The following is a 25,397-nucleotide window of genomic DNA, read 5'->3' on the forward strand; positions in this document are numbered from 1 at the left end:
GAGCGAAAAGCGGGCCTTAAAATATGATCTATGCTATGTAGATTTTTATTATTCTTGCTTCACTGATGGGAGAGATATCGTCGCCTCCAAAATCATTTTTCCATTGCATAAGCCTCGATTAGTCTCCAAAGCAATCGTCCCATAGGTAATCGATAAATGTCGCTGTGCGCATCTCCCCCCGTACCCAGTGAGTTGTATTCCGTTATTCCGTTTGAGGTGTCAATGTAATCAATCATTCTCGGTCCAATATTGGGTTTTAGCGGGTCTGCACATTCATCAGAATTTTCACCGCGGTTGCATAATAAAAATTGCCCGTATTCAGCTTTAGAAGAAGTATCTGAGCCTGTCATACAGTGAAAGACTCCAGAGTAAACAGATTGTGTACAAGCTTTTTCATAGCTTTTATATCCTCCGGTTGGGGTAGTCCATTTCGCATTCTTAACTGCTGAATCGAATCGCGAAGCTGTAAGTACTATTTTTGTATTAGTCAATCTGGCATAATCTCTATATGGACCCCCTTCATCGCCTAATTTTCGAAAGAATCTGTTTATGCTCATAGCCCCCTGCAATGAAACAGCTAAATTGACAGGGCTCGTGACCATTTTTTCATTTTTTATAAATGGACTGCTAAATAGTGCTCGAGTCATTGCCCGTGCACCAAAACTATGACCGATGGCGATAACAGGTAGTTTGACCCCTGATTCGCTCATGCTTTCTGGTATAGTTTCATTGATAAATTTATTAAGCCAAACTATCCCCAATTCGTCTGCATCGTTTGCCTTATTTGGATAGCTGCTTACATTCACAATTCCATTTGACCAGTATGAAGGCCACGTTATACCAATTATGAGAGGTCTAAATATACGTTTATATTCACTTTCCTTAGGTCCTATAACCCGTGATCTTGTAACTATCATTTTGTTTAGCTTTGCTGATGGGTTATCATCAACCTCTTTTCTTTGCTCAAGAGAGGCAGTAATAATATTTCCTGCAATGTCATTGAAATTACGAACTGCTTCGCTTTGAGATGTGTTCCAACCCATGACGATGATTAGTATATGGCTATAAGCTCCAGTTTTAAGGTCGTGCTTGAGATTGTCTTTAAGAGACTTTAACCCTATATCGCTATTTTTATAAAAGGATAGCAATTGAGCATCCGCAGCATCATTACTAGAGTTGGGTATTTCGCATGCATTCCATCCATTTATTTTTGCTAGATCTACACCAGATTTCCCCACCAATTCATGGGAAATATATGAGTTGTAAACAAAACAGTAATTATTAGTAATATAAGGGGTATTAAAACTTCCTTTTATAACATTAAAATCATTTTTAATGATATGAGAAATAAACATGGACTTTCTATCGAGTTCTGTAAATCTATTTATTTGTTTTCTAGTGTCATTGATGCCACGTATCTCACCATCAAGATAAATGTCGTTTTTTAATAAATCATCATCCGACTGTTGCTTTGGTCCTCCAATGGTTTTTTTAGGTGACTTTTCAACTCCAATAATATATCCTGGATTGTGAAGTGCCTCGCCTGATGGATAATATAACATTGAATGAAAACTCCGGGTGGTTGAACCATCTAGTTCAAGTTTTTTTTCATATGGAGCCATTACCGTATCAGTAGCACTACAGTTGAGGGCCGCACAACTACAAAGCATTAAAGTAAATATCTTAGATAAGTTCATATGCTTTCACTCTGCCATTTGCTGTGTATCTAATATGTATTACATAGTGATAATACACCATGACTAATTGATTTTATTTAAATCCTCTAAGCTAATAAATGAGACTCTCCTTTGGGTTGTATGTGATTTAAATGATTAGGCTGAGAATTATACTTAACTTGTATTATGGATTTATTGAAGCATATATAACCCTATCTCGCACATCAAATTTACGTTAATTATTAACCTCGCGAATATTGAGTTTATTTGAATAACTATAAATTCAAGGTGAAGCTATTACTTTATTCTATATTATAGTTAGCAGATAGTTTTAACCTCTAAAACTTAAGCATTGGGAATTATTTTTCATCTTTTTAATAGTTTAGTTTTTCCTGGAGGATGTTGCGTTTTGTATAAAAATCGAATAGTTATGCTTTGCAATGCATGTTCTCAGACATAACTATCGGTAAAGAAATGTTTCGCAGATTTTAATTACCCTTATTTGAGGTGACAACGTCCGCTCCTGGCACAAAGCAGACCACCAATCTCAACCCTCCAACAAAAAGCCGGATGGCGCTAACGCTTATCCGGCCTACCGATTCTGTTTAGTGCGCTGTCTGCTGGCGAGCCCAGCGCGGTGCATTTAGCTCCCCTGCGAACATCCACATCAGTTCACACAGCAACCCGCGCAGGGATTTTTCCATCGCCGGTAACAGCGACTGCTGGCAGAGCAGCTGAGTCAGCGTCTGGCAGTATTCGCACAGCGCTTCGGCGTCAGGCTCAAAATACGATGGCGTTTCTGGCAGCGTGTCGACGGTAAAGCGCTCGATCAGGTGCGCCGGGATGGGTTCGCAAAGCGTCGGGCGCAGCAACGCAAGGCACGCACTGATTCGGCCCAGCAGCGCCAGTTTGTACGCGGGTTCGTGGCATTCCATCAGGGTTTCGGCAAAACGGTCGCAGCAGTCGGCGAGATCGGTGAAGTCTGTCGCAGCGCTGAACGGCACGCTCAGTAAATCGTGAGCGGGGGTGAAAATGGTGGTCATGGGGAAACTCCAACAAGATGTTTGTGATAACCGCCAGCGGAGAGGTCAATCTCACGGGTGGCAGATCCGGGCGGGGTTGACCTTACCGATCTTGTTGGCAACCGGCGCGTCTTGCGACGCCCCCACCCGGCCCGCCATTGTAGCGTAGCCGTGTGCACGACACAAAACAGGCGCGGACGCGCCGGAGTGTCGCCAACAAGAGTGTTTCAGGAGGTCAATCCCGGTACCTGATTTTGCAGGTGCGGATGAAGAATACGGCGATAACCGGATATCGACAACGGGTATTACCGGAAGGAGGATCTCGTTGTTGAATGTAATTTTTTCAACGAGTTACATCATTCAAATCTATTTGTTAAGCATGTTATCCAGTTATAGTTAACTCTCGCTAAAACCTATTACCAGGAGGCCGTGACTAACGTATCAATGCTTTATGCTGACGCTGATTGATGAACATGATGACTGATTTGCGTATTCCCACTTGTTTTAATCCCTGTAGGCCGGATAAGCGTTAGCGCCATCCGGCTTCACATTCAAAGCATTAAAGCGAAACAGGAAAAACCTGATACACCGCCACCTTCGCCGGGATACTGACAATAAACCAGGTTTCGAACGGCTGCTTTTGCATTTTATGACGAAAGAGTTGTTGACCCACAATCGCGCCCGGCCCCCTTCGACAACCCCAAACTTTTGACAAAATACATTTGATTCAACTTATCACCAGGCGTGTTAGTTGTTAAGGAACATCAGAGCAGGAAGAGATAATGTGTTATTATAATAAAAATGGGTTCTTGAGGGTTTAAGGATTATAAATATATGAGATTTTATAGTATCGATTATCTACAAATGCAGTCTAACATCAATGATTATTTAAAATACATCATTATATTTAGCACTTTATTTATCTTAATTGTTGTTTTTAGCCTGTATATGCGTCATCGTCTGCAAACGAAATATCGTGATTTAACCATCATCGCCTTCTTATTTTTACTCTTCCTTTCTGGTGTTCAGTATGCAGATTATACTGACAGCCAAAATATACACTCCCAATCATCACAGATGGTGAACTTTGTCAGGCTATTATCACAAGAAAAAGAAGTAAATGTGAACTCTATATTTTCCAGCTCCGTACAACTCTCGGATGGCATTATCATTAAAATCAATAATTTTTATTATCGGGTTAACTTAAGCCCGGATCAAAAAACATACAGCCTGGTTGAAGTTTCGTTAGTAAACCCAAAAATAGAAATCATAAAAAATTGAGGATGAGAAATGATTATTTATACACCTATTATTATAAAACTGGGTCTGGGGATACTGTGTTTAATTGTACAAATAAACCTCATGGGGAAAGGGAATCTGGCCCCTTCATCCGCAATGGATCAGGTTCAGAACTATGTTCTCGGGGGGATTATCGGCGGCGTAATTTACAATGAATCGATAACAGTACTACAGTTTGTCCTGGTGCTAATTATATGGACTTTTCTCGTCTTTGTTCTTAAATTTTTAAAAGAGAATAATCGGTTAGTTAAACGTATTATTGATGGCAAACCTATCACTTTGGTACATAATGGCAGTGTTAATGTCAAGGAGTGTTTACGCAATGGTGTTTCTGCAAATGATTTAATGTTCAAATTGAGAGCAAATGGTATTTATGAAATAGAACAACTCAAACGCGTGGTTCTGGAACAGAATGGGCAGTTAACCATTATACAAAGTGGTGATGAGAATATACGTTATCCTATTATAGTGGATGGCCTGGCCAACCATGACCTGCTCGAAATCCTTAATAAAGACAATGACTGGTTAGAAAATGAAGTGATAAAGCAAGGCTTCAGTAAAATCAGTGAAGTATATTTAGGTGAGTATTTATCGGGTAGAATTAATTTGTACGGATATGAAAAATAATTTCCAAAATTAATACCCATATTATCAGGAGGCAGCCATTTCAGGTGTGCCTCTGCCTGAGAACACTGACATCAACGTCCGCTCCTGGCACAACCCAGACCATCATCCTCCCCCCTCCAGATAAATCTGCAAAAAAGCCGGATGGCGCTAACGTTTATCCGGCCTACAGGTTCTGCTGATAAGCCCGTTACATCATTCAAATCTATTGATTAGGCACGTTGTCCAGTTGTAGTTAACTCTCGCTAAAACCAGCTCCCCCGAAACCTCTCCGAAATCGACCGCCTGATGCCGGGCAAAAAACTCGCGCAGTGCTTCAGGTAAAAATTGCGCGCTGTATCGCAATAGCGTGCTGTGCCAGAACGGCGCGGGTAATGGGCTACCGGTGTGACGCTGCAGCAGCTCCTCTTTCCATTGAGATTTTAAAACGCTTTCGCAAAATGACTGACGCATCGCAATGGCAGGATCATCAGGAATACCGGCCAACAACAGCTGACCAGGGAGCGCAACCAGCCTCAGGTGCTTGATCACAATGTGCTTGCCCTGGTATTCACGCCAGATATCTTCCAGTTGCCCTGCTTTCGCCGGGAGCGGTTCGTTTTCCTCATACAGCGGCAGCGTCAGGGGCAGAAAGGTAAAATGCACGCTGCTGAGAGGGAGCATATCGGCCAGTCGATCCCTTTGCACCCGCGCTGCCAGCTCACGAATAAGCCCTGCGACTGGCGCAGCCACTTGCGGTCGAATGCCCGTTGCCAGCGCCAGTTTGTCAGGATCGTAGTAGCGCTCTGTTCTGATTTCACCGATACCGGGGTTTTCCCGCCAGAGATTGAGTGTCTTTTGGTTAGTCGCGCTGTAAACGTTTTGCAGTTGACTGGTTCTCATGACAGAGCCGCCCTCCTCTCATCAGGCAGTCTCAGCGTCCAACAGAGACGTGCCATACGAATTATCAATGGTACACAGCCAGCGACCGCCCTTTTCCTGCCGGAAAACATAGGTTGCACGCCGCGTGGTTTCGACCGTTCCGCCCTGACCATCAGGGAAACGAAGTTTAGTTTCCATGATCACCAGCGCATCGCCGCCGCCTTCGATAACCTGCATCTCTCCCTGCTCAACAATAAGTTGATCCTGAAAGTAATCTGAAATGGCGATGAAGGCTTTACGGATATTCTCTTTTCCGGTCACGATCAAACCGGGCTTCACCACCAGAGCAGCCTCTTCGGCGTAATTCTCCATCAGAGCATCAAAATCTTTCGCGGAAATTGCTCTGTCACAGGATTCAATAATCTGGCGTAGCGGATGTGAGTGCATGGATATTATCCTGTTAAGTGTTTCGTTGGATCCTCAGTGTATATGAGTCCTTGAGGTTAACACGTTATTTAACGAGGCTTTGTGCGCACACGTCCAGGTGGCGTACGGACATTTTTAGGACTTCAGTCACGGTAAAAATAATTCTGGTCATTACCAAAACTGGCAGTTGATTGTTATTTGTATGACTTTTAGAATAAACCCGCAACTTATTGATTGAATTTACTTTAGGGAAATAATAATGAAAAAAAGTAGCGTTGCGATAATGATGATGGCCACGTTTTCAGGTGCAGTTTATGCGGAATCCTCGCCATGGACACCGGATTTTTCCCCGGAGAGTCTCAGTGTTTCAGCCTCCGCTGGCATGCTGAGCGGGAAATCCCAGGAGAGGGTTTATGACGAGGTAACCGGTCGAAAGGTCAGCCAGCTGGACTGGAAAATTAAAAATGTCGCCATTCTGAAGGGCGATATTTCCTGGGATGCGTACTCGTTCCTGACCCTGAACGCCCGCGGCTGGACGTCTCTGGCATCAGGATCCGGTCATATGGATGACTACGACTGGATGAACGAAAGTCAATCCTCATGGACAGACCACTCATCCCATCCGGCGACGAATGTCAATTATGCCAATGAATACGATCTTAATGTCAAAGGCTGGGTCTTCCAGGCCGAAAACTATAAAGCAGGCGTCGTCGCGGGTTATCAGGAAACCCGTTTCAGCTGGACGGCGACCGGTGGGTCTTATAATTACGATAACGGCACAAATACGGGGAATTTCCCGGCAGGCGAACGCGGGATTGGTTATAGCCAGCGATTCTCAATGCCCTACATTGGCCTCGCGGGGCAATATCGCTTTAATGACATTGAATTGAACGCGCTGTTTAAATTCAGTGACTGGGTCAGGGCGCATGATAATGACGAGCACTATATGCGCGATCTGACTTTCCGTGAGAAAACGTCCAACTCACGTTATTACGGTGCGTCTGTTGATGCCGGATATTACGTCACACCGCACGCCAAAGTCTTTGCTGAATTTGCCTATAGCAATTACCAGGAAGGCAAAGGCGGTACTCAGATCATTGATAACAACAGCGGTGAATCAGGATCGATTGGCGGAGATGCGGCTGGCATCTCTAACAAAAACTATACCATTACCGCCGGTCTCCAGTATCGCTTCTGATTAAGCGCACCGCATCACAAATTGATAAAAAATACGAAGCCCCTGACGGGGCTTTTTTGTTGATTTAATTTCCAAAAAAGAACCAGATATAGGTTTCGTAAAGGTGGCCTGCCCCTGGTGAGGATGAGAAAATTCACTTCAGCCAGTGACAAATCAAAAATACGATCTAAGATTTTGAAGGAAGAAAACGGATTACAAGGAGTTTCTGATGATTATTGTTGTGGCAGCAGTCTTAGTATCCCTGCTCGTTGTGTTGGGACTTAACTACATCTTGCAACAGCTGATGAGTGCATGGTGCGATCCGGATGGTCATTAAGTCTCGCTGAACTGTTAAACGCCCCGCTCCCGGCCCCTCGTGTTTTGCCGTTGCAACCTCCCGTCTCGTGGGCAGCTCAATGCTGCCCTCAGGCTTGACCTGAAGTTAACTTGAGCTTTTAAGATACCCATCAGGTACTCAAAAAAAGGACTCAGGTTATGAAAGAGGTGGATGTTGGTTTTACCCACGTGGCGTTCGTCGTGAGGGATCTGGATAAGAGTATTGATTTCTATCACCGCTATGCGGGCATGGACGTTGTTCACAAACGAGAGCCCGACGTCCCGGAGGCGCGCAAAGTTGCATGGCTAAGCGATCGCACCCGTCCGTTTGCCCTCGTCCTTGTCCAGGCCGATGTGGTGACCGACACCCCGCTGGGCAATTTTGGTCATCTTGGCGTCGCATGCGCCAGCATCGAGGAGATCGACCAAAAAGTGGAGATGGCACGTTCAGAGGGCGTGTTGCGCAAAGAGCCGGTGCAGGCCGGCGATCCCGTTGGCTACTTTGTCTTCTTCGCTGATCCTGACGGGAATACTTTAGAGCTATCCTACGGTCAAAGGGTTGGACTGGAAGCTTCTGGTTCCGGCACTGAACCCAACGCTTAACTGAGCTTACGAGTGATTTCGGTGACAGATATCCGTTACATCACTCCGTGCAAAAATAAAGCCGGATGGCGCTGGCGCTTATCCGGACTATGGGCTGGTGCGAGGTTAACATAAAAGCCGGGTGGCGGCTGCGCCTTACCCGGCCTACAACTGCAGGCTCCCGTAGGCCCGGTAAGCGCAGCGCCACCGGGCGAAGTCTGGTACGAGGTCAACAAAAAGGCCCTGAATAATCAGGGCCTTCAGATCTGGAGGGGGATATTTTTTAATGTTCAGTGTGCTGCCGAGCCCAACGCGGCGCGTTTAGCTCCCCCGCAAACATCCACATCAGTTCGCACAGCAACCCGCGCAGGGACTTTTCCATTTCCGGTAACAGCGACTGCTGGCAAAGCACCTGAGTCAGGGTCTGGCAGTAATCACACAGCGCCTCGGCGTCAGGTTCAAAATACGACGGCGTTTCTGGCAGCGTGTCGACGGTAAAGCGCTCGATAAGATGGGCCGGAATGGGCTCGCAAAGCGTCGGGCGCAGCAGCGCGAGGCATGCACTGATTCGTCCCAGCAGCGCCAGTTTGTACGCAGGTTCATTGCATTCCATCAGGGTTTCGGCAAAACGGTCGCAGCAGTCGGCGAGATCGGTAAAGTCTGTCGCGGCGGTGAACGGGACGCTGAGTAAATCGCGGGCTGGGGTGAACATGGTGGTCATAAGGTTTGTTTCCGCTAAGTGATACTTAATACCGCCAACGGAGAGGTCAATCTCACGGGTGGCGGTTCCGGGCGGGGTTGACCTTACCGGCCTTAGTGGACACCGGCGCGTCTTGCGACGCCCCCGCCCGGCCCGCCATTGTAGCGTAGCCGTGCGTACGACACAAAATGGCGCTGACGCGTCGGTGTGCCGTCACTAAGGTTTTTCAGGAGGTCAATCCCGGCGCCTGTTTTTGCAGGTGCGAAGGAAGAATACGGCGATAACCTGACATCGACAACGGGTATTACTGGAAGGAGGATCTCGTTGTGGAATGTAATTATTTTTGGGCAGTTACATCATTTAAATCAATGGATTGGGTGGATTTATTTGCCATGCTGAGCGAGTAAATGTTGCAACCCTGTTGCGGTTCAATCACTCCCCTCTGTATAAACAAATATCGAAAATGCCAAAACGGGAGAATGACCATGATTTCAAAGGACAATGCCGAGCATTACGTCTGGGGTGATAATTGTGACGGTTGGTATCTCGTGAACCGCAAAGATATGCTGGTTATACACGAAAAAATGCCCCCAGGAACCAGCGAGAAACGTCACTATCATTCCGTTTCTCGGCAGTTTTTCCTTGTTCTTCAGGGCGTTCTGACCATGGAGCTTGAAGGTGAACGACATGAAATCATCGCCCAGCAGGGAATAGAAATCCCGCCTGGATCCGCGCATCAGGCCAGTAACACCACTCAATCTCCGGTAGAGTTTATTGTTATCTCTCAGCCTAGTACGCGGGGTGATCGTAATGACGTTCCTGCTTCTTGATTAAATGTGGCTGATACAGAAAGAGCTTCGATTATCTCTGTACCATCAACCCAAACGCCCTGAGGTATTCGACAAACCAGGATCAATTCCAGTATTCGTATTTCGTCGTCATCACGGCTTTGTGCTTGTGCACATATTGTTTACCCGTCTGATCGGCTGGGGCGATTGTGATATCCATATTGGCGCGTACGCATTCTCCATGTGAGTTCCACTTCTCGCAGGTGGTAAGGGTCTTTTCGATGGTGAAATACTTCTGGGTCTTGCTGAGGGACAGCTCACGGCCCTCATTATCATAGGAATACTCTTCGATGGTTGAAGGGGATTGAGTTTTGATCAGGCGATGATTGCCGTCATAGTTGTATACGAGAGTATAATTGTCTATCGCCAAACTTCCTTTGTTTACCGTGCGTGCCAGCAACCCTGATGAATTGAAAACGTACTCTATTGTCCCTACAGTGGTTTTGTCTTTATCTTCTGGCTTATGGGCCGCGATAATTGAACGGTTAACCGCGTGGCTGATAATTCCTTTATCGTTAAGTTGGTACATTCCCTCCAGCGTTTGCCGATAGAGTTGCATGGTCTTTTGACTGTTGTTATCGGCTATGACTCCGTTTGTCTCCATCTGGATGCGCCAGCCAAATTCAGTCTTATTCAACTGAACTTCACTGTTTGCCGTGAAAACTGTTTTCGGGCCTGTTGAAGTTTTAACTTCTTTTAGACTGCCACTAATTAGCTCACCGCATTGGCTAAAGTTGCTTCGGGCCGATACGCGAACATATCCATCAGGACTATCAATAGTGGCTTCAATAGATTTTGGGACTTCTGTTTTTATCTGCTGGTTGAGCAGGATAAAAGTGTTCAGTTTGTTTTTAGCGAAGCTTTCCGCTATGCATTGTGCTGCATGAGTCTGGAATGCGCAGAAGGATAAAAAAGTAATGAACAGCGTTTTATAATTAAATGACATTATTGGTTGTCCTTATGAACGGAGTTTGAAGCCCAACCGTACGGAAATTTACGCTAACTACGTTTTTTGAATGATGGTGACGGGTGCTTTTTAGACGTGCTACTGAATATGTCCTGAACATGCTAACGGTTATAATCTTCCTGGCAGATGATAGCGCACTCCCCATCATTGGGTATGAGGTATTTCCATTCAACCAATTCATTACGATATAGTTTACGGGGTTTATTCAGTTGATAAGTACTCATAGAACTACCAAAAAATCCGCTTCTGGCACAAACCTGACCACCAGCTCATTCCTCACAAACCCACAAAAAGCCGGATGGCGCTGGCGCTTATCCGGCCTACGAGTTCTGCCCCCTACTTCTTCAACAATCTCGGCAACTGGTTATCCAGCTCCAGCAGGCACGCATCCATCATTTTCTGCGTTTCCTGGGTGACTTTCGCGTAGTTGTTGGCTTTCCAGTCACTCAGCGGTGCGGCTACGCGTGTAGGGGCGCATTCTGCCACCACAAAGGCGCTCAGCAGATTTCCGCCTTCCGGACGCTTATAGAATTGCACGCGGTAGGTTAAATCGTAATTGCTGTTGGTCGCCGACATATCGGTATAGACCAGTGACCATTGGGCAGCAGCGATTTTCAGCGGCTGCGTGTAGGCATATCCGCCACCATTTTTACCCAGCCAGTCCTGGATTTTATGCTCTGCTTTGGGACCGAAATAGAGGGCCGTGGGCTCCGGCATCGCATCAATGGATGAACCTTTGTAATTCTCCTTGTCGAAGTCTCCAGTTCTTATTCCTCCACCGAGGACTGCGGACACGATAGCCAACCCCATGCCGGTTCCAGAATGCACCGGTTCAACCACACGTAACTTCGTATCCGCATAGCGGTTGTTGTTCATATCGTTTGTTGCAAAGACAGTCGCGACCTCCAGCGAGCTGCCGTCAGTAGCCTGAATTTTGTGCGGCTTGACCTGGCCTGCACAGCCCGTCAGGAAGGTTAAGGACAGTGCACTGGTGATAAGTACTTTTTTCATGATGTGTTCGAACCCTTTTTAGAATGTCATTTTCCGTAGGGTTTATTTCGGACAAATCAGAAAAACCTTTAGTTTCGTACTGTCTTTATTCCTCCCCACTCCCCTCGTCTTTCCCCCCACCAAATGCTACTTTTGACCTCAGCCGTTCCAGACAAGAGGACCTCATGAAAAATAACAACTATCAACAACTCACCCGCACGTTCCTGCGCTTATCCCGTTTCTCCCATCTCTCATCTATCGCCAGCTGGGACATGTTCGCCATGATGCCGCCGGGCGGTAGCCAGGCGCGCGGTGAAGCGCTGGCGGAAATGAGCGTGTTGCAGCATCAAATCCTGACGGATAAAAAAGTCGGCGACTGGCTGGCCGCTGCTGAAAGCGAAGATCTGAACGACGTTGAACGCGCCAACCTGCGCGAGATGACGCGCCACTTCCAGCAGGCGTCGCTCCTGCCGGAATCGCTGGTCGAAGCGAAATCCCTTGTGGGCAGTAAATGTGAACACGCCTGGCGCACCCAGCGTCCGGCGAATGACTGGCAGGGTTTTTCCGCCAATCTGAAAGAGGTGGTGAAGTTTAGCCGTGAAGAGGCGCGTCTGCGCGCTGAAGCCAAAGGCTGTACGCCTTACGACGCCCTGCTCGATATCTTTGAACCGGACATGACCAGCGCTCGCCTCGACGTGCTGTTTGGCGATCTGAAATCCTGGCTGCCGGATCTGCTGGCGCAGGTTGTCGAAAAACAGTCGCAGAAATCCTTCGTTCCGCCGCAGGGTCCCTTCCCGACCGCCGTTCAGCGCGAGCTGGGGCTGGAAGCGATGAAAATGCTGGGCTTCGATTTTAACGCCGGTCGTCTCGACGTCAGCGCCCATCCATTCTGCGGCGGCGTGCCGGAAGATGTGCGCATTACCACCCGTTACGATGAAGATGAACTGCTGAGCGCGCTGTTTGGCGTGGTGCATGAAACCGGTCATGCGCGGTATGAGCAAAACCTGCCGCACAACTGGCTCGGACAGCCCGTCGCGCTGGCGCGTTCTACCGCCATCCACGAATCGCAAAGCCTGTTCTTTGAGATGCAGCTGGGCCGCAGCAATGCGTTCCTGAAACATCTGCTCCCGGCGGTACATGCTCGCTTTGGCAGCCAGGCGGCGTTTAGTGAAGAGAACTTTATTGCCTGGAACCAGCGCGTGAAACCGGGCTATATCCGCGTCGATGCAGATGAAGTGAGCTATCCGGCGCACGTGGTGCTGCGGTATGAAATCGAACGTGCGCTGTTCAACGGTGAAATCGAAGTGGATGACATCCCGGCGCTGTGGGATGAGAAAATGCAGGCGTGGCTGGGGTTGTCGACCAAAGATAACTTCCGCAACGGCTGTATGCAGGATATCCACTGGACCGACGGCGGTTTTGGTTACTTCCCGTCTTATACCCTGGGCGCGATGTATGCCGCACAGCTGTTCAGCGCGGCGAAAACGGCGCTACCGGGGCTGGAGTCATCTATTGCTGAAGGTGACTTCTCGGCGCTGTTTGACTGGCTGAACCAGAACATCTGGCAGCACGGCAGCCGCTTCACCACTTCGCAGCTGATTACTCAGGCGACAGGCGAAGACCTGAATAGCCGCTACTTCCGCGAACACCTGACCTCCCGCTACCTGTAAACCTTTCCGCGATCTGCCCCTGAGTGCTCAGGGGCAAACTCATCTTATTGCTTAATGATGGTCATCGTACTGATGCTCGATCACCATCCCTTCCGCCACGCTGGCCACATGGCGTGCGCGAGGATGATAGACCGGTGCAGGAGCCGGTGCGGCGTACACCGTCTGAGGCGCTGGTGCGGTAACAACGACAGCCTGAGGAACAGTCACGGATGAAGGCACAATCACCACTTTATAGCCACTCGGTACATCCACGGTAACACTCTGTGCCAGGGCCGAACCGGCCATCCCTAACCCTGCAAGCGCAATAAGAAGAATCTTTCTCATATAACAATAACCCGCTAAATAATGTGAGAATCTACTATCTGAGAAAAAGATTAAGTGAAAATTAGGACGGCGCGGTTCGATGGTGCAAGAAATGCCTTTCCTCCGCCAGCCGTGTACATGCGCTTTGTACATTAGGTTACACGCCGATACCAATGACTCACGGAAGCCTCGAATCCATAAGGATATAGTTATTTCAACGGCCCCGCAGTGGGGTTAAATGAGAAACCAAATTCGAGGGTATGAGAATGAAAAAAGTATTAGCTCTGGTTGTTGCCGCTGCTATGGGTCTGTCTTCTGCTGCGTTTGCTGCTGATGCTGCAACGTCTGCTACCCCAGCTCCGGCTGCTGCTGCGACCACTAAAGCGGCGCCAGCAAAAACTGTGCACCACAAAAAACACAAGAAAGCCGCTGTAGAGCAGAAAGCTCAGGCCGCTAAAAAGCACCACAAAAAAGCAGCAACCAAACCAGCAGCAACCACCACCACTGCTGCACCAACTGAGCAGAAAGCCCAGGCTGCGAAAAAACACCACAAGAAAGCGGCTGCTAAACCTGCTGTAGAGCAGAAAGCTCAGGCTGCTAAAAAGCACCACAAAAAAGCAACCAAACACGAAGCCGCTAAACCAGCTGCACAGCCAGCTGCATAAGCCAACTCGTTAAACCGTGCCCCTCGCGGGCACGTTGCTAAACCGGCGCTGAGTGGTTTTCCCCGGCGCCGTTTTTTTATCCGGAGGGCGTATGCTGCGGCGCTATCGGTTTGAGTTCATTCTTATCACGCTTATTTTATGCGCGATTATCGCCAGCATGTTTTACCTTTCCTGAATGTAGCACGCTGATTTTACTCCCACTTTAACGCCGTCCCGTCTATAGTATTTTCACAGGGTTCAACTTTTTATAATCATAATTACCCCACCAGAGTGTGATATGCGGAAAACTGTTGTGTTGTTACTGGGAACGTTCTGTCTCTTTTCTGGCCTGACACATGCGGACGATGGCGACGATAGCGCCATTGATGCGAAAGAGATCAAAACGCTGTTTTTTGGTCATGATGACCGCTCGCGTGTCGCCGATCCGACCCAGGCTCCCTGGGATGCTATCGGGCAGCTGGAAACCGCCAGCGGCAACTTGTGCACTGCGACCCTGATTTCTCCTCACCTGGCGCTGACTGCCGGGCACTGTTTACTGATCCCACCGAAAGGCAAGCCTGACAAGGCCGTTGCCTTGCGCTTTATCTCCAAAAAAGGCATCTGGCGCTATGAGATCCACGGCGTCGAAGGCCGTGTCGATCCGTCACTGGGCAAACGCTTAAAGCCGGACGGCGATGGCTGGATTGTGCCGCCTGCGGCAGCGGAGTGGGATTTTGGTCTGATTGTTCTGCGCTATCCGCCATCGGGGATCACCCCGCTGCCGCTGTTTGACGGCGACAAAGCGGCGCTGACGGCAGCCTTAAAAACAGCCGACCGTAAAGTGACGCAATCGGGTTATCCGGTCGATCACCTGGATTCGCTTTACACGCACACGGACTGCATCGTCACCGGTTGGGCACAAAACAGCGTCTTGTCCCACCAGTGCGATACGTTGCCGGGCGATAGCGGCTCGCCATTGATGCTCAAAACCGACAACGGCTGGCAGCTGATTGGCGTACAAAGTTCGGCACCTGCGGCCAAAGACCGCTGGCGCGCCGATAACCGGGCGTTATCTGTGACTGGTTTTCGGGAAAAACTGGAAGCGCTGGCGCAGGAATAGCCTACACATACCTGACTTTGCGTAATTCAATAATCGCCTCGATGGGCATCGGCTGACTGAACCAGAATCCCTGTAACTGGTCGCAGCCCGCGAGGCGCAGCAGTTTCATCTGCTTTTCGTTTTCCACCCCTTCCGCCACCACCGCCATCCCCAGCGCACTGGCAATCCGCACGGTGCCGCTCACCAGCGCCGCGGCCTGTTCGTCGTTATCCACCAGCCCGGCGAGAGATTTGTCGATTTTGATGGTGTCGAAATTAAAGCGGCGCAAATAGCCAATGCTGGAGTAGCCAGTGCCGAAATCATCCAGCGCCACGGCGGTGCCCAGCGCTTTGAGATTGGAGATAGCCGCCCTGGCGCGCTCCGGATTTTCCAGCACGTAGGTTTCCGTCACCTCCAGCTGGAGGCGATTGGCCGGGAAACGGGTCATCTCAATGACGCGCGCGACTTTATCTTCAAATTCAGGATCGCGAAACTGCGCCGGAGAAATGTTCACCGACAGCTTCAGGTCGCCAAAAGGTTCCAGATCCTGACAGGCGCGGCGCAGAACAAACTGCCCCAGACCGTAAATCAGGCCGCTGGTTTCGGCGATGCTGATAAAGGCATCCGGCCCCAGCTCGCCCGCCGGGCGGCGCGGCCAGCGCAAGAGCGCCTCGACGCTGGTCATTTTCTGGCTGCGTGCGTCGATAATCGGCTGATACCAGACCTCAAACTCGTCCCGCTCCATCCCGCTGCGGATCTCATTTTCAATCGCCAGCTGCTGCTCGCGTACGCTGTTCAGCTCCGCATCGTACTGGGTGACGCGACCTTTGCCGGTAATTTTCGAGTGATACATGGCAATATCCGCCCGGCGGAACAGCTCCGAGCTGGTGCATTCGATCAGCGTCCCGCTGGCGATCCCGATACTGGCGCTAATGTGGATCGTACGCTCGCCGAGGCGTAGCGGTGCGCCGAGGAAATCGAGTACCTTGCCCGCAAAGGTCGACGCCCGCGCCTGGGAGTGGTCGCCACCAATCATCATCGCAAACTCATCCCCGCCCATGCGGGCCAGCATGCCCCCTTCCGGCACCCGATCGCGCAGGGCGCGGGCCATCATGATGATCAGGTCGTCGCCCACGTCGTGGCCGTAAATATCATTCACATCCTTAAAGCCGTCGAGATCGATAAAGACCACGCTTTTGACATCGATATCCCCGCGCAAACTGACCCGCTCCAGCTCCTCGATCAGCGCCCGTCGGTTGGGCAGATGGCTGAGCCAGTCCGTGCGCGCCACCCGTCGGGCCTGGTTTTCGCCGCGCGCCAGTTTGTACAGTCCGACGCTGCTCAGCAGAATAAACAGCAGGATCAGCCCCGCCGCCAGGAGCACGATTTGCGTGATGTCGTTCGACGCCGCGCTGGCCGCCTGCGCACCGGGCAAACGCGGCTGCCAGTTAAGATAGCCCAGCAATTCCCCAGCCGAACTTTTCAGCGGAACGCTGGCCTCGCTGGTGTGCTGTTCGGTGAAATTAAGGTCTTCAATCTGAAAGGTATTCCCGAGATCGCTCAGGATTTGCGGGTTGAGATGGCGGGTAATCACCAGATAGCGGCGCACGTCGTTGTGCACCTGCAGGCGGCCAATCATCGGGCGAATCAGGCCAATGCCGACAAACGCCACCCCCTGGCGCGTGCGGGTGATCCCGGCGTAGATATTTTTCTCTGATTTCAGCGCATCGGCGTTATCACGGATCAGCGCTTTCAGGCCATTGCCAAAAAAATCGAGATTTTGCTCGTGAAAGGCTTTGCTCTTAAACGATCCCCACAGGACGTTGAAATGTTCGTCCAGCACGAAGGTGCCGTCATACAGGTTGTTGATTTTAAAGCCCGCGCCCCAGGTGTTGTACAGCCATTCGGTGTTCAGAACCGGAGGATAAACTTCGCGGACGGCGTCATCCCAGACGGCGTTATCAATCACCAGCGACCAGACGCGGTTGGCCGAGGTCTGGATCGCCCCCTGCACGGAGAGCGCCGAGCGGTGTTCATCTATTTCATTGGTTTTACTGCTGATCAGGTGCAGGGAGAGATAAAGCAGCGCCACGACGGAGACGATCAGGCCAATCCCGGCCATAAAGATCATGACGAAAAGGGTTTTCGCGGTGGGAATATTGCGCCAGCTTAATGGGTTATACATTCGCCGCCCTCTCAAAAGCACTTCTTTCTAAGAGTAATACAGGTAGCGAATTTCGCTGCCCGTAATAACAGGCAGCGATCACATCAGGCCAGTTTTATCATGATCATGCCGGCGAGCAGCAGAACCAGGCCAATCCAGCCTTTACGGTTCAGACGTTGACCGAACAAAATCCAGCCCGCCGCCAGCGTCGCGGCGATACCGAAGCCGCCCCACAGGGCGTAGGCCACGGAGAGATCGATCCCTTTCACCGCCTGCGAAAGGGCGCTGAACGCGCCCAGCACGGCGGCGATGGACAGCAGGCCGTAGGCCTTGCGTCGGAAGCCGTCAGAAAATTTCAGGAACACGTTGGCAACGATTTCCAGCACGATCGCCAGACCCAGCCAGGCCGCATGAATCCACTCAAACTGCTGCATGAGCTGGCTCCTGCGGCTGTTTCTTCGCTTTGCGGGTGCCCGATTTAATCAGCACAATACCCGCAACCAGCGTTGCCAGACCGGCAATTTTCATTGTTGACAGGGTTTCATCAAATAACATCACACTGAACAGCGTGATTAACAGAATACCGATCCCCTCCCATAGCGCATACGCCACGCCGAGCGCGATTTTTTTTACCGCGAACGACAGGAAAATATACGAAAGGGAAATCATCACCAGCATTAAAATAAATCCGGTGTTGCCGTCGCTGACACTTGCCCATTTCATCGACAAGGTTCCGGTAATTTCCGCGACAATGGCCAGGGCTAACAATATCCAGTAAAACATGGTGCATCTCCTGCAAGAGAATATAAATCACTGCAGCTTGTCGAAAACGACAAACCCAGAAAAAATGATATTAATCAGATAGCTGAACGCGTGGCGTTAGCTTAAGCAGAAGACGGGACTATAGCGCGTTGCGCCAGTGTTGCTCACCGGACAGCAGGCAGAGGGAGGTTGAAAAAACAGCGGTGTTATTTGAAAAGTACGTCCTGAACAGATTGTCCATAATATTACAATTATCCGCGGTATTGCTTCTCGTCATTGCGGATGAAAATTGTCCTCGGTAGTTAAACACGCCTGATTTGTACCATAAGCCAGGAATTAACTCAAAACCTTTTCACTTCTTTACCCTGCCCGTTTGACCTGTGTTAGTAGAGTAAATGAATATTCCCGTTATGATATAGATATAAGAATTAACTCAGGAACACACATGGCAAAGCCCATCATTACCCTGAACGGATTAAAAATTGTCATCATGCTCGGAATGCTGGTGATCATTCTTGCGGGGATCCGTTTTGCTGCCGACATCATCGTGCCTTTTATCCTGGCGCTGTTTATCGCGGTGATCCTTAATCCGCTGGTGCAGCGAATGGTGCGTCTGCGCGTTCCGCGCGTGCTGGCGATTTCCTTGCTTATCACGGTGATCATTCTGGCGATGGTGCTGCTGGTGGCGTATCTGGGAACCTCCCTGAACGAGCTGGCGCGCACCCTTCCGCAATACCGCTCCTCGCTGGTCGTGCCGCTCCAGCACCTCGAACCCTGGCTGCAGCGCGCCGGGATTGAAGTCTCCGTGGAGGAGTTGCTGAAGTATATCGACCCGAACGCCGCCATGACTCTGGTGACGGCCCTGCTGTCGCAGCTTTCGAGCGCTATGACCTCGATATTCCTGCTGCTGCTGACGGTGGTGTTTATGCTGATCGAAGTCCCGCAACTGCCGATGAAACTGCAGCAGATCATGTCCCGCCCGGTGGAAGGGATGGAGGCGATTCAGCGGGCGCTGGACAGCGTGTCGCGCTATCTGGTGCTGAAAACGGCCATAAGTATTGTGACGGGTCTGGTCGCCTGGGCCATGCTCGCCGCGCTGGACGTGCGCTTTGCCTTTGTCTGGGGGCTGCTGGCCTTTGCGCTCAACTATATTCCCAACATCGGCTCGGTGCTGGCCGCCATTCCCCCTATCGCCCAGGTGCTGGTGTTTAGTGGATTGTACGACGCGCTGATTGTGCTGACAGGTTATCTGATCATTAACCTGGTGTTCGGGAACATTCTTGAACCGCGCATGATGGGCCGCGGGCTGGGGCTGTCGACGCTGGTGGTCTTTTTATCGTTAATCTTCTGGGGCTGGCTGCTCGGCCCGGTCGGGATGCTGCTCTCCGTGCCGCTGACCATTATTGTGAAGATTGCGCTGGAGCAGACGGCGGGCGGCCAGAGCATCGCCGTGCTGCTGAGCGACGTCAGCCATCGCTGAATCTAAACATCGGCTTTGCGATCCTGCCCGCCTCGCGGTAACAGGCCAGCGCCGAACGCCACGCGGTGAGGGAAAACAGCGTGGCATCCCCAATGGAACTGGCCTGTAGTTTCGGCCAGATTTCACGAAACTGCCCCTGCCACGCGTCTGCGCTCATTGCATCCAGATAATTGCGGATATGGAACCAGCGCACCTGCTTTTGCTGCCTGAACATCTGCCCGGACAACAGGCCGTAGCAGACAAAAACCCCCGCCTCGGGCAGCCTTTCCAGAATCTGTTCTGCTACCTCGCCTCCCGTGGCGTCGTAGACTATCTCCGCATCGCTGGCGATGGCGCGAATCGCTGCCGTGTCGTGCTGTGAAATCGGCGTGATCCCCAGCGCCTTGAGCCGCCCGGCGTGGACGGCGGAACGGTGAATGCCATACACGGCTTCAGCCCCTGCGCTGAGCGCCCACTGTCCCAGCAGCACCGCGCAGTCTGACCCGGCCGCCGTCAGCAGCACGCGTTTTCCCTGCGGGGGATAGAGTTTGAGCATCAGCTGCGCGGCGAGCGGATTAATGTACGCGCGGGCAGCCAGCATGGAGTCGATATAATCGGGCACCACAATCGCCAAATCCGCCGGGCAATCCACCACCTGCTGCCAGGTTCCCTGCCCGCGCAGCGGCAGTACGCGTTTTCCCATCAGTTCGGTTGACCCGTCAATCACCACGCCGACCCCCTCATAGCCCGCCACCGCAGGCAGCGGCGTGCGATGGCGATAAGCGCCGGTGATGGGGATCAGATCTGAGGCGTTGATCGGGGAGTAAAGCATCTTCACCCGTAACTGACCGGGGTTCAGCCGATCGAAGCGGAAAGCTTCCGCTTGCAGCACCGACTCAGGCTCACCAAAACGGCGATAGATTAACGCGAGATTGTTCATAAACGGCCCAGAAAAAGTCACGGCAAGAGCTTACTGGCTCAGACGTTCAGGGAAAACGTTTATTTCGCCACAGGTAGATCCGCGTAGCGCGTCGTATATCCAGGCGAGAGCATTTCGCGCTTCATGGCCCAGTTTTTCTGACTTCCCTGACCGGCAAACCATACCGTGCCGCGCCCGGAGAGATTTAACCTGTCGATAGTCTGCATCAGCGCCTGACTGTTGTGTCGGGGCTGATAGTCATCAAACAGGTTCAACTGCGCGACGCCCTGGCTGAAAAAATCACTCAGCATCACGCCCGCTTTCATGTAGCGAAAACCATCCTGCCAGATCCGCTCCAGCGCCTGGCCGGCGACGCGGATAATGTCGCGCGTATCGTTCGACGGGATTGCCAGCCGACCGCTGGCCTGCGGGCCATAGAACACTTCGTTTTCGGCGTGTGGGCTGGTGCGCATAAAGACGCTGATCACGCAGCAATACTGCCTTTCCGCCCGCAGTTTCTCCGCCGCCCGCTCCGCGTAGGCGCACACCGCCTGCTGCATATCGCGGTACTCGGTGATGCGTTGCCCAAAGGAGCGGCTACAGATTATCTGCTGTTTGGCGGGTGCAAACTCATCCATCTCCAGGCAGGGTTCGCCGCGCAGCTCGCGCACCGTGCGCTCCAGCACCACGTTAAAGTGTTTGCGGATCACCCAGGTTGAGCACTCCGCCAGCTGCAGCGCGTTTTCAATCCCCATCAGATTGAGTTTCTTGCCGATTCGCCGCCCCACGCCCCACACTTCGCCCACCGGCACCAGCGCAAGCAATTTTCGCTGGCGCTCAGGATCCGACAGATCCACCACGCCTTTGGTTTTACTCCATGTTTTCGCCGCAAAATTGGCCAGCTTGGCGAGGGTTTTGGTCGGCGCGATGCCGACGCCGACGGTCAGCCCGGTATTTTTCAGGATCTGCTCGCGGATCTGGCGGCCAAACGTCTCCAGCGCAATGCAGTTCGCCACGCCGGAGACATTAATAAACGCCTCATCGATGGAATAGACTTCCACCGCGGGTGCCATCTCCGTGAGAATCGACATCACGCGATGGCTCAGATCCGCGTACAGCGCATAGTTCGAGCTAAACACCGCCACGTTCTGCCGCCGCAGCTCGTCTTTGATCTTAAAATAGGGCGCGCCCATTTTGATGCCCAGCTTTTTGGCTTCTGCCGAGCGGGAGATAATGCATCCGTCATTATTCGACACCACCACCACCGGTTTACCCAGCAGATCGGGACGAAACACGGTTTCGCAGGAGGTGTAGAAACTGTTGACATCAACGAGCGCGAACATGTCGGTGCGATTTCACGGTGTGCGTCACCACGCCAAAGAGTTGCAGTTCGTCCTCTGACTGGAAAACGATGGGAGAAAAGTTTTTGTTGTGCGGCAGCAGATGGAGATACGGACGGGTTCGCAGCTCTTTCACCGTGAACTCCCCCGCAATCGCCGCCACCACAATATCTCCATGCTCAGCCGTTAACGAGCGGTCGATCACCAGCAGATCCCCGTCGCCAATCCCTGCGCCGATCATCGAATCGCCGCTCACCTTCACGAAATAGGTGGCGCTGGGATGCTGGATGAGAAGCTTGTTGAGATCGAGACGATCCTCGACATAATCCTGCGCCGGGCTGGGAAAGCCGCACGGGACACGCTCCAGAAAAAGGGGTAATTCGATGATTTCTTTCAATTCACATGAAAAAACGGGATTCATGATGGTCAACCTGATAATAACTGTATATAAATACAGTATTATGCATTAACCGGTCAGATCAAGTCGATTCTGGCTCGCGAAAATGAAGCCGTTGACACCACAGGGAATTTAAAAGGAGAGATCATGCTGAAAGTTATCGCCGAAGATTTTATTAAACCGGAAGCCATAGAGACCGTCCTCCCGCTCTACCGCGCGCTGGTGGAAGCCACAAAGCGGGAGCCGCTGTGCATGGCTTACGATTTATACGTGGATGAGAAAGATGCAGGGCATTTTGTCTTTATCGAAGAGTGGCCGGATCGCGCGGCGCTGGATGTGCACTGTGCGAGCGAACACTTCCGGCGTCTGGTGCCGCTGATCAATCAGCACCAGCGAAAAGAGCCGACGTTTATCCTGATGAACAGTTTCAGCCCTACAGTTTAAAGGTGAAATCGGCGATGTAGCGCTCGCCGCCGTCGGCAATCGCTTTCGACAGCTTCTTGTAATACCGCTCGACGCCGTAGGCTTCGATGTGCTGGATTTGCGCGCGAACCGGTGCGCAGAACAGCGCGGCATTTCCGGCCCCTACCCGTTTGCTGTTGGGCGGCAGCTCGGACGAAATCGCTTTAAACCAGGTGCGCACGGCGCTTTTCAGGGGGCCGGGTACTTTGGCAACTTCGTCGATGTCCGTCAGCACTTGCACCGTCGGAAACTGGTTAGCCTCGACGGCTTTTTTCAGACGGGTAAAGAACTGGCTGAATAATTCGAAAGATCCCAAATCAGAAATCTTCTGTTTCGTGGAGCCGCGGGTTTGACGGGCCGCTTTCACGCCGGTTTTCCCGCGTTTCGGGCTCTCTTCGAGCTGGAGATCAAACAGCAGATTGCAGTGCTCGCGGCGTTTCTTCACATCAGAGAACATTTCGAGGAAGGTAGAGATAAACTGCGGGGTCATCAGATCGTGAAGTTCGTGGTTCACCAGCCACTGAGAGCGCGCAAACGCGCCTGGTGTGATGAACCAGTCCGGCGTGTCGGTGAATCGCGTTGACTGACCTTTGCTGTCGAATTCGACGAACTCGGCCCCGTTCGCAAACGCGAAACGGCAGTTTTTCAGGCTGGTGATCGTCTGGTTCATGATCAGCGCATCTTTGATAAATCTCGCCACCACCGCACTCATCACAAAGGCGGTGTGTTTGTCATCGCGGATGACATACTTCAGATCTTCTACAGACTTCACGCCGGGTTCAAGATTATCGAATTCTAAGAAAAGGTGATACATACCCATGACTTCCTGATAGCGCCAATCCGCAAAGAATAACACAGATTACTATCACGGATGTGAGTTGCCAGCCTGCCCTTATCGAAACGCAACACGCTTCACATACACTACAATTAAAAACATAGCACACTAACAAACATAAACGAGGTCACTTTATATAAAAAACAGACACTACAAAATCACTAAAATAAAACTTTCTCAGAATTTTATGCTGTTTTTTTACCTGCCATTTCGCCCGTTCTTTGCGGAGATGTTACATCCTTCGCCCCCGTCTTTCAGCGCACTGTCGGCGAAAAAAACGACGCCGTAATTTTGTCATGCATAGAAAAGCAGTAAATTGCATATGTAAACATTTAGCGCTGCCAGTGTGTTTAATGGCTCACACTTCTGTAATTCATTGAGCGGATTTATGATTACTTCGGAATACGTTCATAAATGTGATATGCAGAAAATGGAAGCGTTTACACAGTATGCAAAAGCGGATGCGTAGTTTCCGCTATTTTGCCCACTTTCCATACTCAAGCCTTTCCCCTTTCAAATGAAAAGCAGCGCAAAAGGCGGGCAGATTTTTAACGGATTTAATACAAATTAAACCGCAGTTTTAGAAAGTTGACTTGTTTTCACTCTCCACGCATATTTCACAGCACGAATTAACAAGACAACGTTTGGAGGACTTGAGCAATGCCAAGCCGAGATTACCCGGACAAGCGTGTAGCACGCGGCACCGCAAAGGATGCGGACTTAAAAATGTTAAGCGCCAGAATTCAGTCTGCGCTGGTCGAATATGTCCGGGCCACGGCGTATGAAACGCGGCTCAGCAAGCAGGAGATTGTCGCCGAAGCGCTGGAACTGCACAGAAGAAGTCGAATGACGCAAGCGGCCACCGAGTAAACGCGTGGCCGTGAGGCGGGCGCGTTATTCCGCCAGCGCGTTCAGCGAGGCGAGAGCCTCATCCGGCAACACCAGGTCGCCAGCCGCCAGGTTTTCATGCAGATGCGCCACCGACGAGGTGCCCGGGATCAGCAGAATATTCGGCGAGCGTTTCAGCAGCCACGCCAGCGCAATCTGCATCGGCGTGGCACCCAGTGAATCGGCGACTGCCTGCAGACCGGATGATTGCAGCGGCGTAAATCCCCCTAACGGGAAGAACGGCACATAGGCAATCCCCTGCTCCGCCAGGCCGTCAATCAGTGCATCGTCGCTACGATTAACGATATTATAGAGGTTTTGCACACAGACGATCGGCGTGATGCTCTGCGCCTGCGCAATTTGCGCGGCGGTCACATTACTCAGACCAATATGTCGCACCAGCCCCTGACGCTGCAGTTCCACCAGCGTGGCTAATGGTTCTTCGATCGATCCCTCGGCAGGCCCGTGCGCGCTGAACATAATGCGCAGGTTCACCACATCCAGCACGTCCAGCTGTAAATTTCGCAGGTTATCGTGCACCGCCTGGGTGAGTTCCTGAGCCGAAAACGCCGGCAGCCAGGAGGCATCTTCCCCACGACGGGCGCCGATTTTGGTGACGATCGTCAGATCGTCCCGGTAGGGATGGAGCGCTTCCCGAATCAACTGGTTAGTCACATGCGGGCCGTAAAAATCACTGGTATCGATGTGATTTACCCCAGCGGCCACCGCTTCGCGCAGCACCGCCAGCGCCGCCTCTTTATCCTTCGGCGGACCAAACACGCCTGGCCCCGCCAGCTGCATCGCCCCATAGCCGAGTCGGTTAACGAAATGCGTACCTAACATATAACTGCCACTTTTATCAATTCGGGTCATATTCATCAGCCTGTTGATTAAGCATTAGTAAAATTAAAGTTTAGCCCCACTACGTCGATAACAATGATGCAACT

Annotated in this window: 29 protein-coding genes and 1 pseudogene; 12 read left to right on the forward strand and 18 right to left on the reverse strand. The window is 51.1% G+C overall.

Annotated elements, in window-relative coordinates; all coding sequences use genetic code 11:
* Nucleotides 1-92: 92 nt before the first annotated feature.
* The 3 genes and pseudogenes from AC3WS9_RS11955 to AC3WS9_RS11965 form a co-directional block, all read right to left on the reverse strand.
* A complete protein-coding gene (locus tag AC3WS9_RS11955; RefSeq protein WP_492488543.1) occupies nucleotides 93-1,697 on the reverse strand; it encodes a hypothetical protein in 1,605 nt (534 codons plus the stop codon).
* 584 nt (nucleotides 1,698-2,281) lie between these two features.
* On the reverse strand, nucleotides 2,282-2,719 hold the full coding sequence (locus AC3WS9_RS11960; protein ID WP_492488544.1) for a hypothetical protein: 438 nt from the start codon (nucleotides 2,717-2,719) through the stop codon (nucleotides 2,282-2,284).
* 538 nt (nucleotides 2,720-3,257) lie between these two features.
* Nucleotides 3,258-3,403, reverse strand: a pseudogene (locus AC3WS9_RS11965) (DUF1294 domain-containing protein); the annotation flags it as partial.
* Nucleotides 3,404-3,532: 129 nt separating this feature from the next.
* Here AC3WS9_RS11965 and AC3WS9_RS11970 point away from each other — a divergent pair.
* Both AC3WS9_RS11970 and AC3WS9_RS11975 read left to right on the forward strand, forming a co-directional pair.
* A complete protein-coding gene (locus tag AC3WS9_RS11970) occupies nucleotides 3,533-3,979 on the forward strand; it encodes a DUF3290 domain-containing protein (RefSeq protein WP_492488546.1) in 447 nt (148 codons plus the stop codon).
* Between the two features lie 9 nt (nucleotides 3,980-3,988).
* The gene (locus AC3WS9_RS11975; protein WP_282493199.1) at nucleotides 3,989-4,624 is read left to right on the forward strand and encodes a DUF421 domain-containing protein; all 636 of its coding nucleotides are present in this window, start codon (nucleotides 3,989-3,991) and stop codon (nucleotides 4,622-4,624) included.
* A gap of 192 nt (nucleotides 4,625-4,816) precedes the next feature.
* Here AC3WS9_RS11975 and AC3WS9_RS11980 read toward each other — a convergent pair whose 3' ends face one another.
* Together AC3WS9_RS11980 and AC3WS9_RS11985 are read right to left on the reverse strand one after the other, a co-directional pair.
* A complete protein-coding gene (locus AC3WS9_RS11980) occupies nucleotides 4,817-5,503 on the reverse strand; it encodes a hypothetical protein (RefSeq protein WP_492488548.1) in 687 nt (228 codons plus the stop codon).
* A gap of 21 nt (nucleotides 5,504-5,524) precedes the next feature.
* Nucleotides 5,525-5,929, reverse strand: a complete 405-nt coding sequence (locus AC3WS9_RS11985) for a YybH family protein (protein WP_492488550.1) — start codon at nucleotides 5,927-5,929, stop codon at nucleotides 5,525-5,527.
* 238 nt (nucleotides 5,930-6,167) lie between these two features.
* Here AC3WS9_RS11985 and AC3WS9_RS11990 point away from each other — a divergent pair, with 238 nt between their 5' ends.
* Complete coding sequence (locus AC3WS9_RS11990) at nucleotides 6,168-7,106, forward strand: omptin family outer membrane protease (RefSeq protein ID WP_285144599.1); 939 nt, start codon at nucleotides 6,168-6,170, stop codon at nucleotides 7,104-7,106.
* 474 nt (nucleotides 7,107-7,580) lie between these two features.
* Nucleotides 7,581-8,024: a VOC family protein gene (locus tag AC3WS9_RS11995; protein WP_492488552.1), complete on the forward strand. Its 444-nt coding sequence runs from the start codon at nucleotides 7,581-7,583 to the stop codon at nucleotides 8,022-8,024.
* 262 nt (nucleotides 8,025-8,286) lie between these two features.
* On the opposite strand, the gene AC3WS9_RS12000 is transcribed toward AC3WS9_RS11995, so the two are convergent.
* Complete coding sequence (locus AC3WS9_RS12000) at nucleotides 8,287-8,724, reverse strand: hypothetical protein (RefSeq protein WP_492488554.1); 438 nt, start codon at nucleotides 8,722-8,724, stop codon at nucleotides 8,287-8,289.
* Nucleotides 8,725-9,188: 464 nt separating this feature from the next.
* On the opposite strand from AC3WS9_RS12000, the gene AC3WS9_RS12005 reads away from it, so the two are divergent.
* The gene (locus tag AC3WS9_RS12005; RefSeq protein WP_492488556.1) at nucleotides 9,189-9,533 is read left to right on the forward strand and encodes a cupin domain-containing protein; all 345 of its coding nucleotides are present in this window, start codon (nucleotides 9,189-9,191) and stop codon (nucleotides 9,531-9,533) included.
* Nucleotides 9,534-9,615: 82 nt separating this feature from the next.
* On the opposite strand, the gene AC3WS9_RS12010 is transcribed toward AC3WS9_RS12005, so the two are convergent.
* Nucleotides 9,616-10,497: a hypothetical protein gene (locus tag AC3WS9_RS12010; protein ID WP_492488558.1), complete on the reverse strand. Its 882-nt coding sequence runs from the start codon at nucleotides 10,495-10,497 to the stop codon at nucleotides 9,616-9,618.
* 357 nt (nucleotides 10,498-10,854) lie between these two features.
* Nucleotides 10,855-11,529, reverse strand: coding sequence for a hypothetical protein (locus AC3WS9_RS12015; RefSeq protein ID WP_492488560.1), 675 nt, complete (start codon nucleotides 11,527-11,529; stop codon nucleotides 10,855-10,857).
* Between the two features lie 164 nt (nucleotides 11,530-11,693).
* Between AC3WS9_RS12015 and AC3WS9_RS12020 the strand changes: the two genes are divergently transcribed.
* The gene (locus tag AC3WS9_RS12020) at nucleotides 11,694-13,178 is read left to right on the forward strand and encodes a carboxypeptidase M32 (protein ID WP_492488562.1); all 1,485 of its coding nucleotides are present in this window, start codon (nucleotides 11,694-11,696) and stop codon (nucleotides 13,176-13,178) included.
* A 51-nt stretch (nucleotides 13,179-13,229) separates the two neighbouring features.
* On the opposite strand, the gene AC3WS9_RS12025 is transcribed toward AC3WS9_RS12020, so the two are convergent.
* Nucleotides 13,230-13,502: a hypothetical protein gene (locus AC3WS9_RS12025; protein WP_282493217.1), complete on the reverse strand. Its 273-nt coding sequence runs from the start codon at nucleotides 13,500-13,502 to the stop codon at nucleotides 13,230-13,232.
* A gap of 245 nt (nucleotides 13,503-13,747) precedes the next feature.
* Here AC3WS9_RS12025 and asr point away from each other — a divergent pair, with 245 nt between their 5' ends.
* From asr to AC3WS9_RS12040, 3 genes are all read left to right on the forward strand, one after another.
* Nucleotides 13,748-14,146 carry an acid resistance repetitive basic protein Asr gene (asr, locus tag AC3WS9_RS12030; RefSeq protein ID WP_282493218.1) on the forward strand — a complete coding sequence of 133 codons (399 nt, stop codon included), beginning with the start codon at nucleotides 13,748-13,750 and terminating at the stop codon, nucleotides 14,144-14,146.
* Between the two features lie 91 nt (nucleotides 14,147-14,237).
* Nucleotides 14,238-14,321 (forward strand): small membrane protein YdgU, encoded by an 84-nt coding sequence (gene ydgU / locus AC3WS9_RS12035; RefSeq protein WP_095281883.1) that lies wholly within the window; start codon nucleotides 14,238-14,240, stop codon nucleotides 14,319-14,321.
* A 102-nt stretch (nucleotides 14,322-14,423) separates the two neighbouring features.
* Nucleotides 14,424-15,245: a trypsin-like serine peptidase gene (locus tag AC3WS9_RS12040; protein ID WP_492488564.1), complete on the forward strand. Its 822-nt coding sequence runs from the start codon at nucleotides 14,424-14,426 to the stop codon at nucleotides 15,243-15,245.
* A gap of 1 nt (nucleotide 15,246) precedes the next feature.
* Here the strand turns inward: AC3WS9_RS12040 and AC3WS9_RS12045 are convergent, their stop codons facing one another.
* From AC3WS9_RS12045 to AC3WS9_RS12060, 4 genes are all read right to left on the reverse strand, one after another.
* Nucleotides 15,247-17,409 (reverse strand): bifunctional diguanylate cyclase/phosphodiesterase, encoded by a 2,163-nt coding sequence (locus AC3WS9_RS12045; protein WP_492488566.1) that lies wholly within the window; start codon nucleotides 17,407-17,409, stop codon nucleotides 15,247-15,249.
* Between the two features lie 83 nt (nucleotides 17,410-17,492).
* Nucleotides 17,493-17,822 carry a multidrug/spermidine efflux SMR transporter subunit MdtI gene (mdtI, locus tag AC3WS9_RS12050; RefSeq protein ID WP_282493221.1) on the reverse strand — a complete coding sequence of 110 codons (330 nt, stop codon included), beginning with the start codon at nucleotides 17,820-17,822 and terminating at the stop codon, nucleotides 17,493-17,495.
* A complete protein-coding gene (gene mdtJ, locus AC3WS9_RS12055; RefSeq protein ID WP_285144613.1) occupies nucleotides 17,809-18,171 on the reverse strand; it encodes a multidrug/spermidine efflux SMR transporter subunit MdtJ in 363 nt (120 codons plus the stop codon). The genes mdtI and mdtJ overlap by 14 nt, the downstream gene beginning before the upstream one ends.
* Nucleotides 18,172-18,289: 118 nt before the next feature.
* Nucleotides 18,290-18,460: a protein YdgV gene (locus tag AC3WS9_RS12060; RefSeq protein WP_095281878.1), complete on the reverse strand. Its 171-nt coding sequence runs from the start codon at nucleotides 18,458-18,460 to the stop codon at nucleotides 18,290-18,292.
* A 135-nt stretch (nucleotides 18,461-18,595) separates the two neighbouring features.
* On the opposite strand from AC3WS9_RS12060, the gene AC3WS9_RS12065 reads away from it, so the two are divergent.
* Nucleotides 18,596-19,630 carry an AI-2E family transporter gene (locus tag AC3WS9_RS12065; RefSeq protein ID WP_282493223.1) on the forward strand — a complete coding sequence of 345 codons (1,035 nt, stop codon included), beginning with the start codon at nucleotides 18,596-18,598 and terminating at the stop codon, nucleotides 19,628-19,630.
* Here the strand turns inward: AC3WS9_RS12065 and AC3WS9_RS12070 are convergent.
* From AC3WS9_RS12070 to umuD, 3 genes are read right to left on the reverse strand one after another with little or no spacing between them, the layout of a single operon-like run.
* On the reverse strand, nucleotides 19,617-20,549 hold the full coding sequence (locus AC3WS9_RS12070; RefSeq protein ID WP_492488569.1) for a zinc-dependent alcohol dehydrogenase family protein: 933 nt from the start codon (nucleotides 20,547-20,549) through the stop codon (nucleotides 19,617-19,619). The genes AC3WS9_RS12065 and AC3WS9_RS12070 overlap by 14 nt on opposite strands.
* A 59-nt stretch (nucleotides 20,550-20,608) precedes the next feature.
* Nucleotides 20,609-21,871 carry a translesion error-prone DNA polymerase V subunit UmuC gene (gene umuC, locus AC3WS9_RS12075; RefSeq protein ID WP_492488571.1) on the reverse strand — a complete coding sequence of 421 codons (1,263 nt, stop codon included), beginning with the start codon at nucleotides 21,869-21,871 and terminating at the stop codon, nucleotides 20,609-20,611.
* The gene (gene umuD / locus AC3WS9_RS12080; protein WP_285144616.1) at nucleotides 21,855-22,289 is read right to left on the reverse strand and encodes a translesion error-prone DNA polymerase V autoproteolytic subunit; all 435 of its coding nucleotides are present in this window, start codon (nucleotides 22,287-22,289) and stop codon (nucleotides 21,855-21,857) included. The genes umuC and umuD overlap by 17 nt, the downstream gene beginning before the upstream one ends.
* Nucleotides 22,290-22,412: 123 nt before the next feature.
* On the opposite strand from umuD, the gene AC3WS9_RS12085 reads away from it, so the two are divergent.
* The gene (locus AC3WS9_RS12085) at nucleotides 22,413-22,709 is read left to right on the forward strand and encodes a putative quinol monooxygenase (protein WP_285155331.1); all 297 of its coding nucleotides are present in this window, start codon (nucleotides 22,413-22,415) and stop codon (nucleotides 22,707-22,709) included.
* On the opposite strand, the gene AC3WS9_RS12090 is transcribed toward AC3WS9_RS12085, so the two are convergent.
* Nucleotides 22,699-23,541 carry a hypothetical protein gene (locus AC3WS9_RS12090; protein WP_492488574.1) on the reverse strand — a complete coding sequence of 281 codons (843 nt, stop codon included), beginning with the start codon at nucleotides 23,539-23,541 and terminating at the stop codon, nucleotides 22,699-22,701. The genes AC3WS9_RS12085 and AC3WS9_RS12090 overlap by 11 nt on opposite strands.
* A 747-nt stretch (nucleotides 23,542-24,288) precedes the next feature.
* On the opposite strand from AC3WS9_RS12090, the gene AC3WS9_RS12095 reads away from it, so the two are divergent.
* Nucleotides 24,289-24,432 (forward strand): hypothetical protein, encoded by a 144-nt coding sequence (locus AC3WS9_RS12095; protein ID WP_285144620.1) that lies wholly within the window; start codon nucleotides 24,289-24,291, stop codon nucleotides 24,430-24,432.
* Between the two features lie 24 nt (nucleotides 24,433-24,456).
* On the opposite strand, the gene AC3WS9_RS12100 is transcribed toward AC3WS9_RS12095, so the two are convergent.
* Complete coding sequence (locus AC3WS9_RS12100; RefSeq protein ID WP_492488576.1) at nucleotides 24,457-25,323, reverse strand: aldo/keto reductase family oxidoreductase; 867 nt, start codon at nucleotides 25,321-25,323, stop codon at nucleotides 24,457-24,459.
* Between the last annotated feature and the right edge of the window lie 74 nt (nucleotides 25,324-25,397).

Source organism: Lelliottia sp. EB106-05-01-XG201 (assembly GCF_058791735.1).

Coding starts and splice junctions, on each gene's coding strand:
- mdtJ (WP_285144613.1), bottom strand. CDS start 18,171: ATGTTTTACTGGATATTGTTAGCCCTGGCCATTGTCGCGGAAATTACC.
- AC3WS9_RS12020 (WP_492488562.1), top strand. CDS start 11,694: ATGAAAAATAACAACTATCAACAACTCACCCGCACGTTCCTGCGCTTA.
- AC3WS9_RS11985 (WP_492488550.1), bottom strand. CDS start 5,929: ATGCACTCACATCCGCTACGCCAGATTATTGAATCCTGTGACAGAGCA.
- umuD (WP_285144616.1), bottom strand. CDS start 22,289: ATGAATCCCGTTTTTTCATGTGAATTGAAAGAAATCATCGAATTACCC.
- ydgU (WP_095281883.1), top strand. CDS start 14,238: ATGCTGCGGCGCTATCGGTTTGAGTTCATTCTTATCACGCTTATTTTA.
- AC3WS9_RS12015 (WP_492488560.1), bottom strand. CDS start 11,529: ATGAAAAAAGTACTTATCACCAGTGCACTGTCCTTAACCTTCCTGACG.
- AC3WS9_RS12095 (WP_285144620.1), top strand. CDS start 24,289: ATGTTAAGCGCCAGAATTCAGTCTGCGCTGGTCGAATATGTCCGGGCC.
- AC3WS9_RS11990 (WP_285144599.1), top strand. CDS start 6,168: ATGAAAAAAAGTAGCGTTGCGATAATGATGATGGCCACGTTTTCAGGT.
- AC3WS9_RS12100 (WP_492488576.1), bottom strand. CDS start 25,323: ATGACCCGAATTGATAAAAGTGGCAGTTATATGTTAGGTACGCATTTC.
- AC3WS9_RS12010 (WP_492488558.1), bottom strand. CDS start 10,497: ATGTCATTTAATTATAAAACGCTGTTCATTACTTTTTTATCCTTCTGC.
- AC3WS9_RS12085 (WP_285155331.1), top strand. CDS start 22,413: ATGCTGAAAGTTATCGCCGAAGATTTTATTAAACCGGAAGCCATAGAG.
- asr (WP_282493218.1), top strand. CDS start 13,748: ATGAAAAAAGTATTAGCTCTGGTTGTTGCCGCTGCTATGGGTCTGTCT.
- AC3WS9_RS11995 (WP_492488552.1), top strand. CDS start 7,581: ATGAAAGAGGTGGATGTTGGTTTTACCCACGTGGCGTTCGTCGTGAGG.
- AC3WS9_RS12070 (WP_492488569.1), bottom strand. CDS start 20,549: ATGAACAATCTCGCGTTAATCTATCGCCGTTTTGGTGAGCCTGAGTCG.
- AC3WS9_RS12040 (WP_492488564.1), top strand. CDS start 14,424: ATGCGGAAAACTGTTGTGTTGTTACTGGGAACGTTCTGTCTCTTTTCT.
- AC3WS9_RS11975 (WP_282493199.1), top strand. CDS start 3,989: ATGATTATTTATACACCTATTATTATAAAACTGGGTCTGGGGATACTG.
- AC3WS9_RS11960 (WP_492488544.1), bottom strand. CDS start 2,719: ATGACCACCATTTTCACCCCCGCTCACGATTTACTGAGCGTGCCGTTC.
- AC3WS9_RS11955 (WP_492488543.1), bottom strand. CDS start 1,697: ATGAACTTATCTAAGATATTTACTTTAATGCTTTGTAGTTGTGCGGCC.
- AC3WS9_RS12065 (WP_282493223.1), top strand. CDS start 18,596: ATGGCAAAGCCCATCATTACCCTGAACGGATTAAAAATTGTCATCATG.
- AC3WS9_RS12000 (WP_492488554.1), bottom strand. CDS start 8,724: ATGACCACCATGTTCACCCCAGCCCGCGATTTACTCAGCGTCCCGTTC.
- AC3WS9_RS12025 (WP_282493217.1), bottom strand. CDS start 13,502: ATGAGAAAGATTCTTCTTATTGCGCTTGCAGGGTTAGGGATGGCCGGT.
- umuC (WP_492488571.1), bottom strand. CDS start 21,871: ATGTTCGCGCTCGTTGATGTCAACAGTTTCTACACCTCCTGCGAAACC.
- AC3WS9_RS12005 (WP_492488556.1), top strand. CDS start 9,189: ATGATTTCAAAGGACAATGCCGAGCATTACGTCTGGGGTGATAATTGT.
- AC3WS9_RS12045 (WP_492488566.1), bottom strand. CDS start 17,409: ATGTATAACCCATTAAGCTGGCGCAATATTCCCACCGCGAAAACCCTT.
- AC3WS9_RS11980 (WP_492488548.1), bottom strand. CDS start 5,503: ATGAGAACCAGTCAACTGCAAAACGTTTACAGCGCGACTAACCAAAAG.
- AC3WS9_RS12090 (WP_492488574.1), bottom strand. CDS start 23,541: ATGTATCACCTTTTCTTAGAATTCGATAATCTTGAACCCGGCGTGAAG.
- AC3WS9_RS11970 (WP_492488546.1), top strand. CDS start 3,533: ATGAGATTTTATAGTATCGATTATCTACAAATGCAGTCTAACATCAAT.
- mdtI (WP_282493221.1), bottom strand. CDS start 17,822: ATGCAGCAGTTTGAGTGGATTCATGCGGCCTGGCTGGGTCTGGCGATC.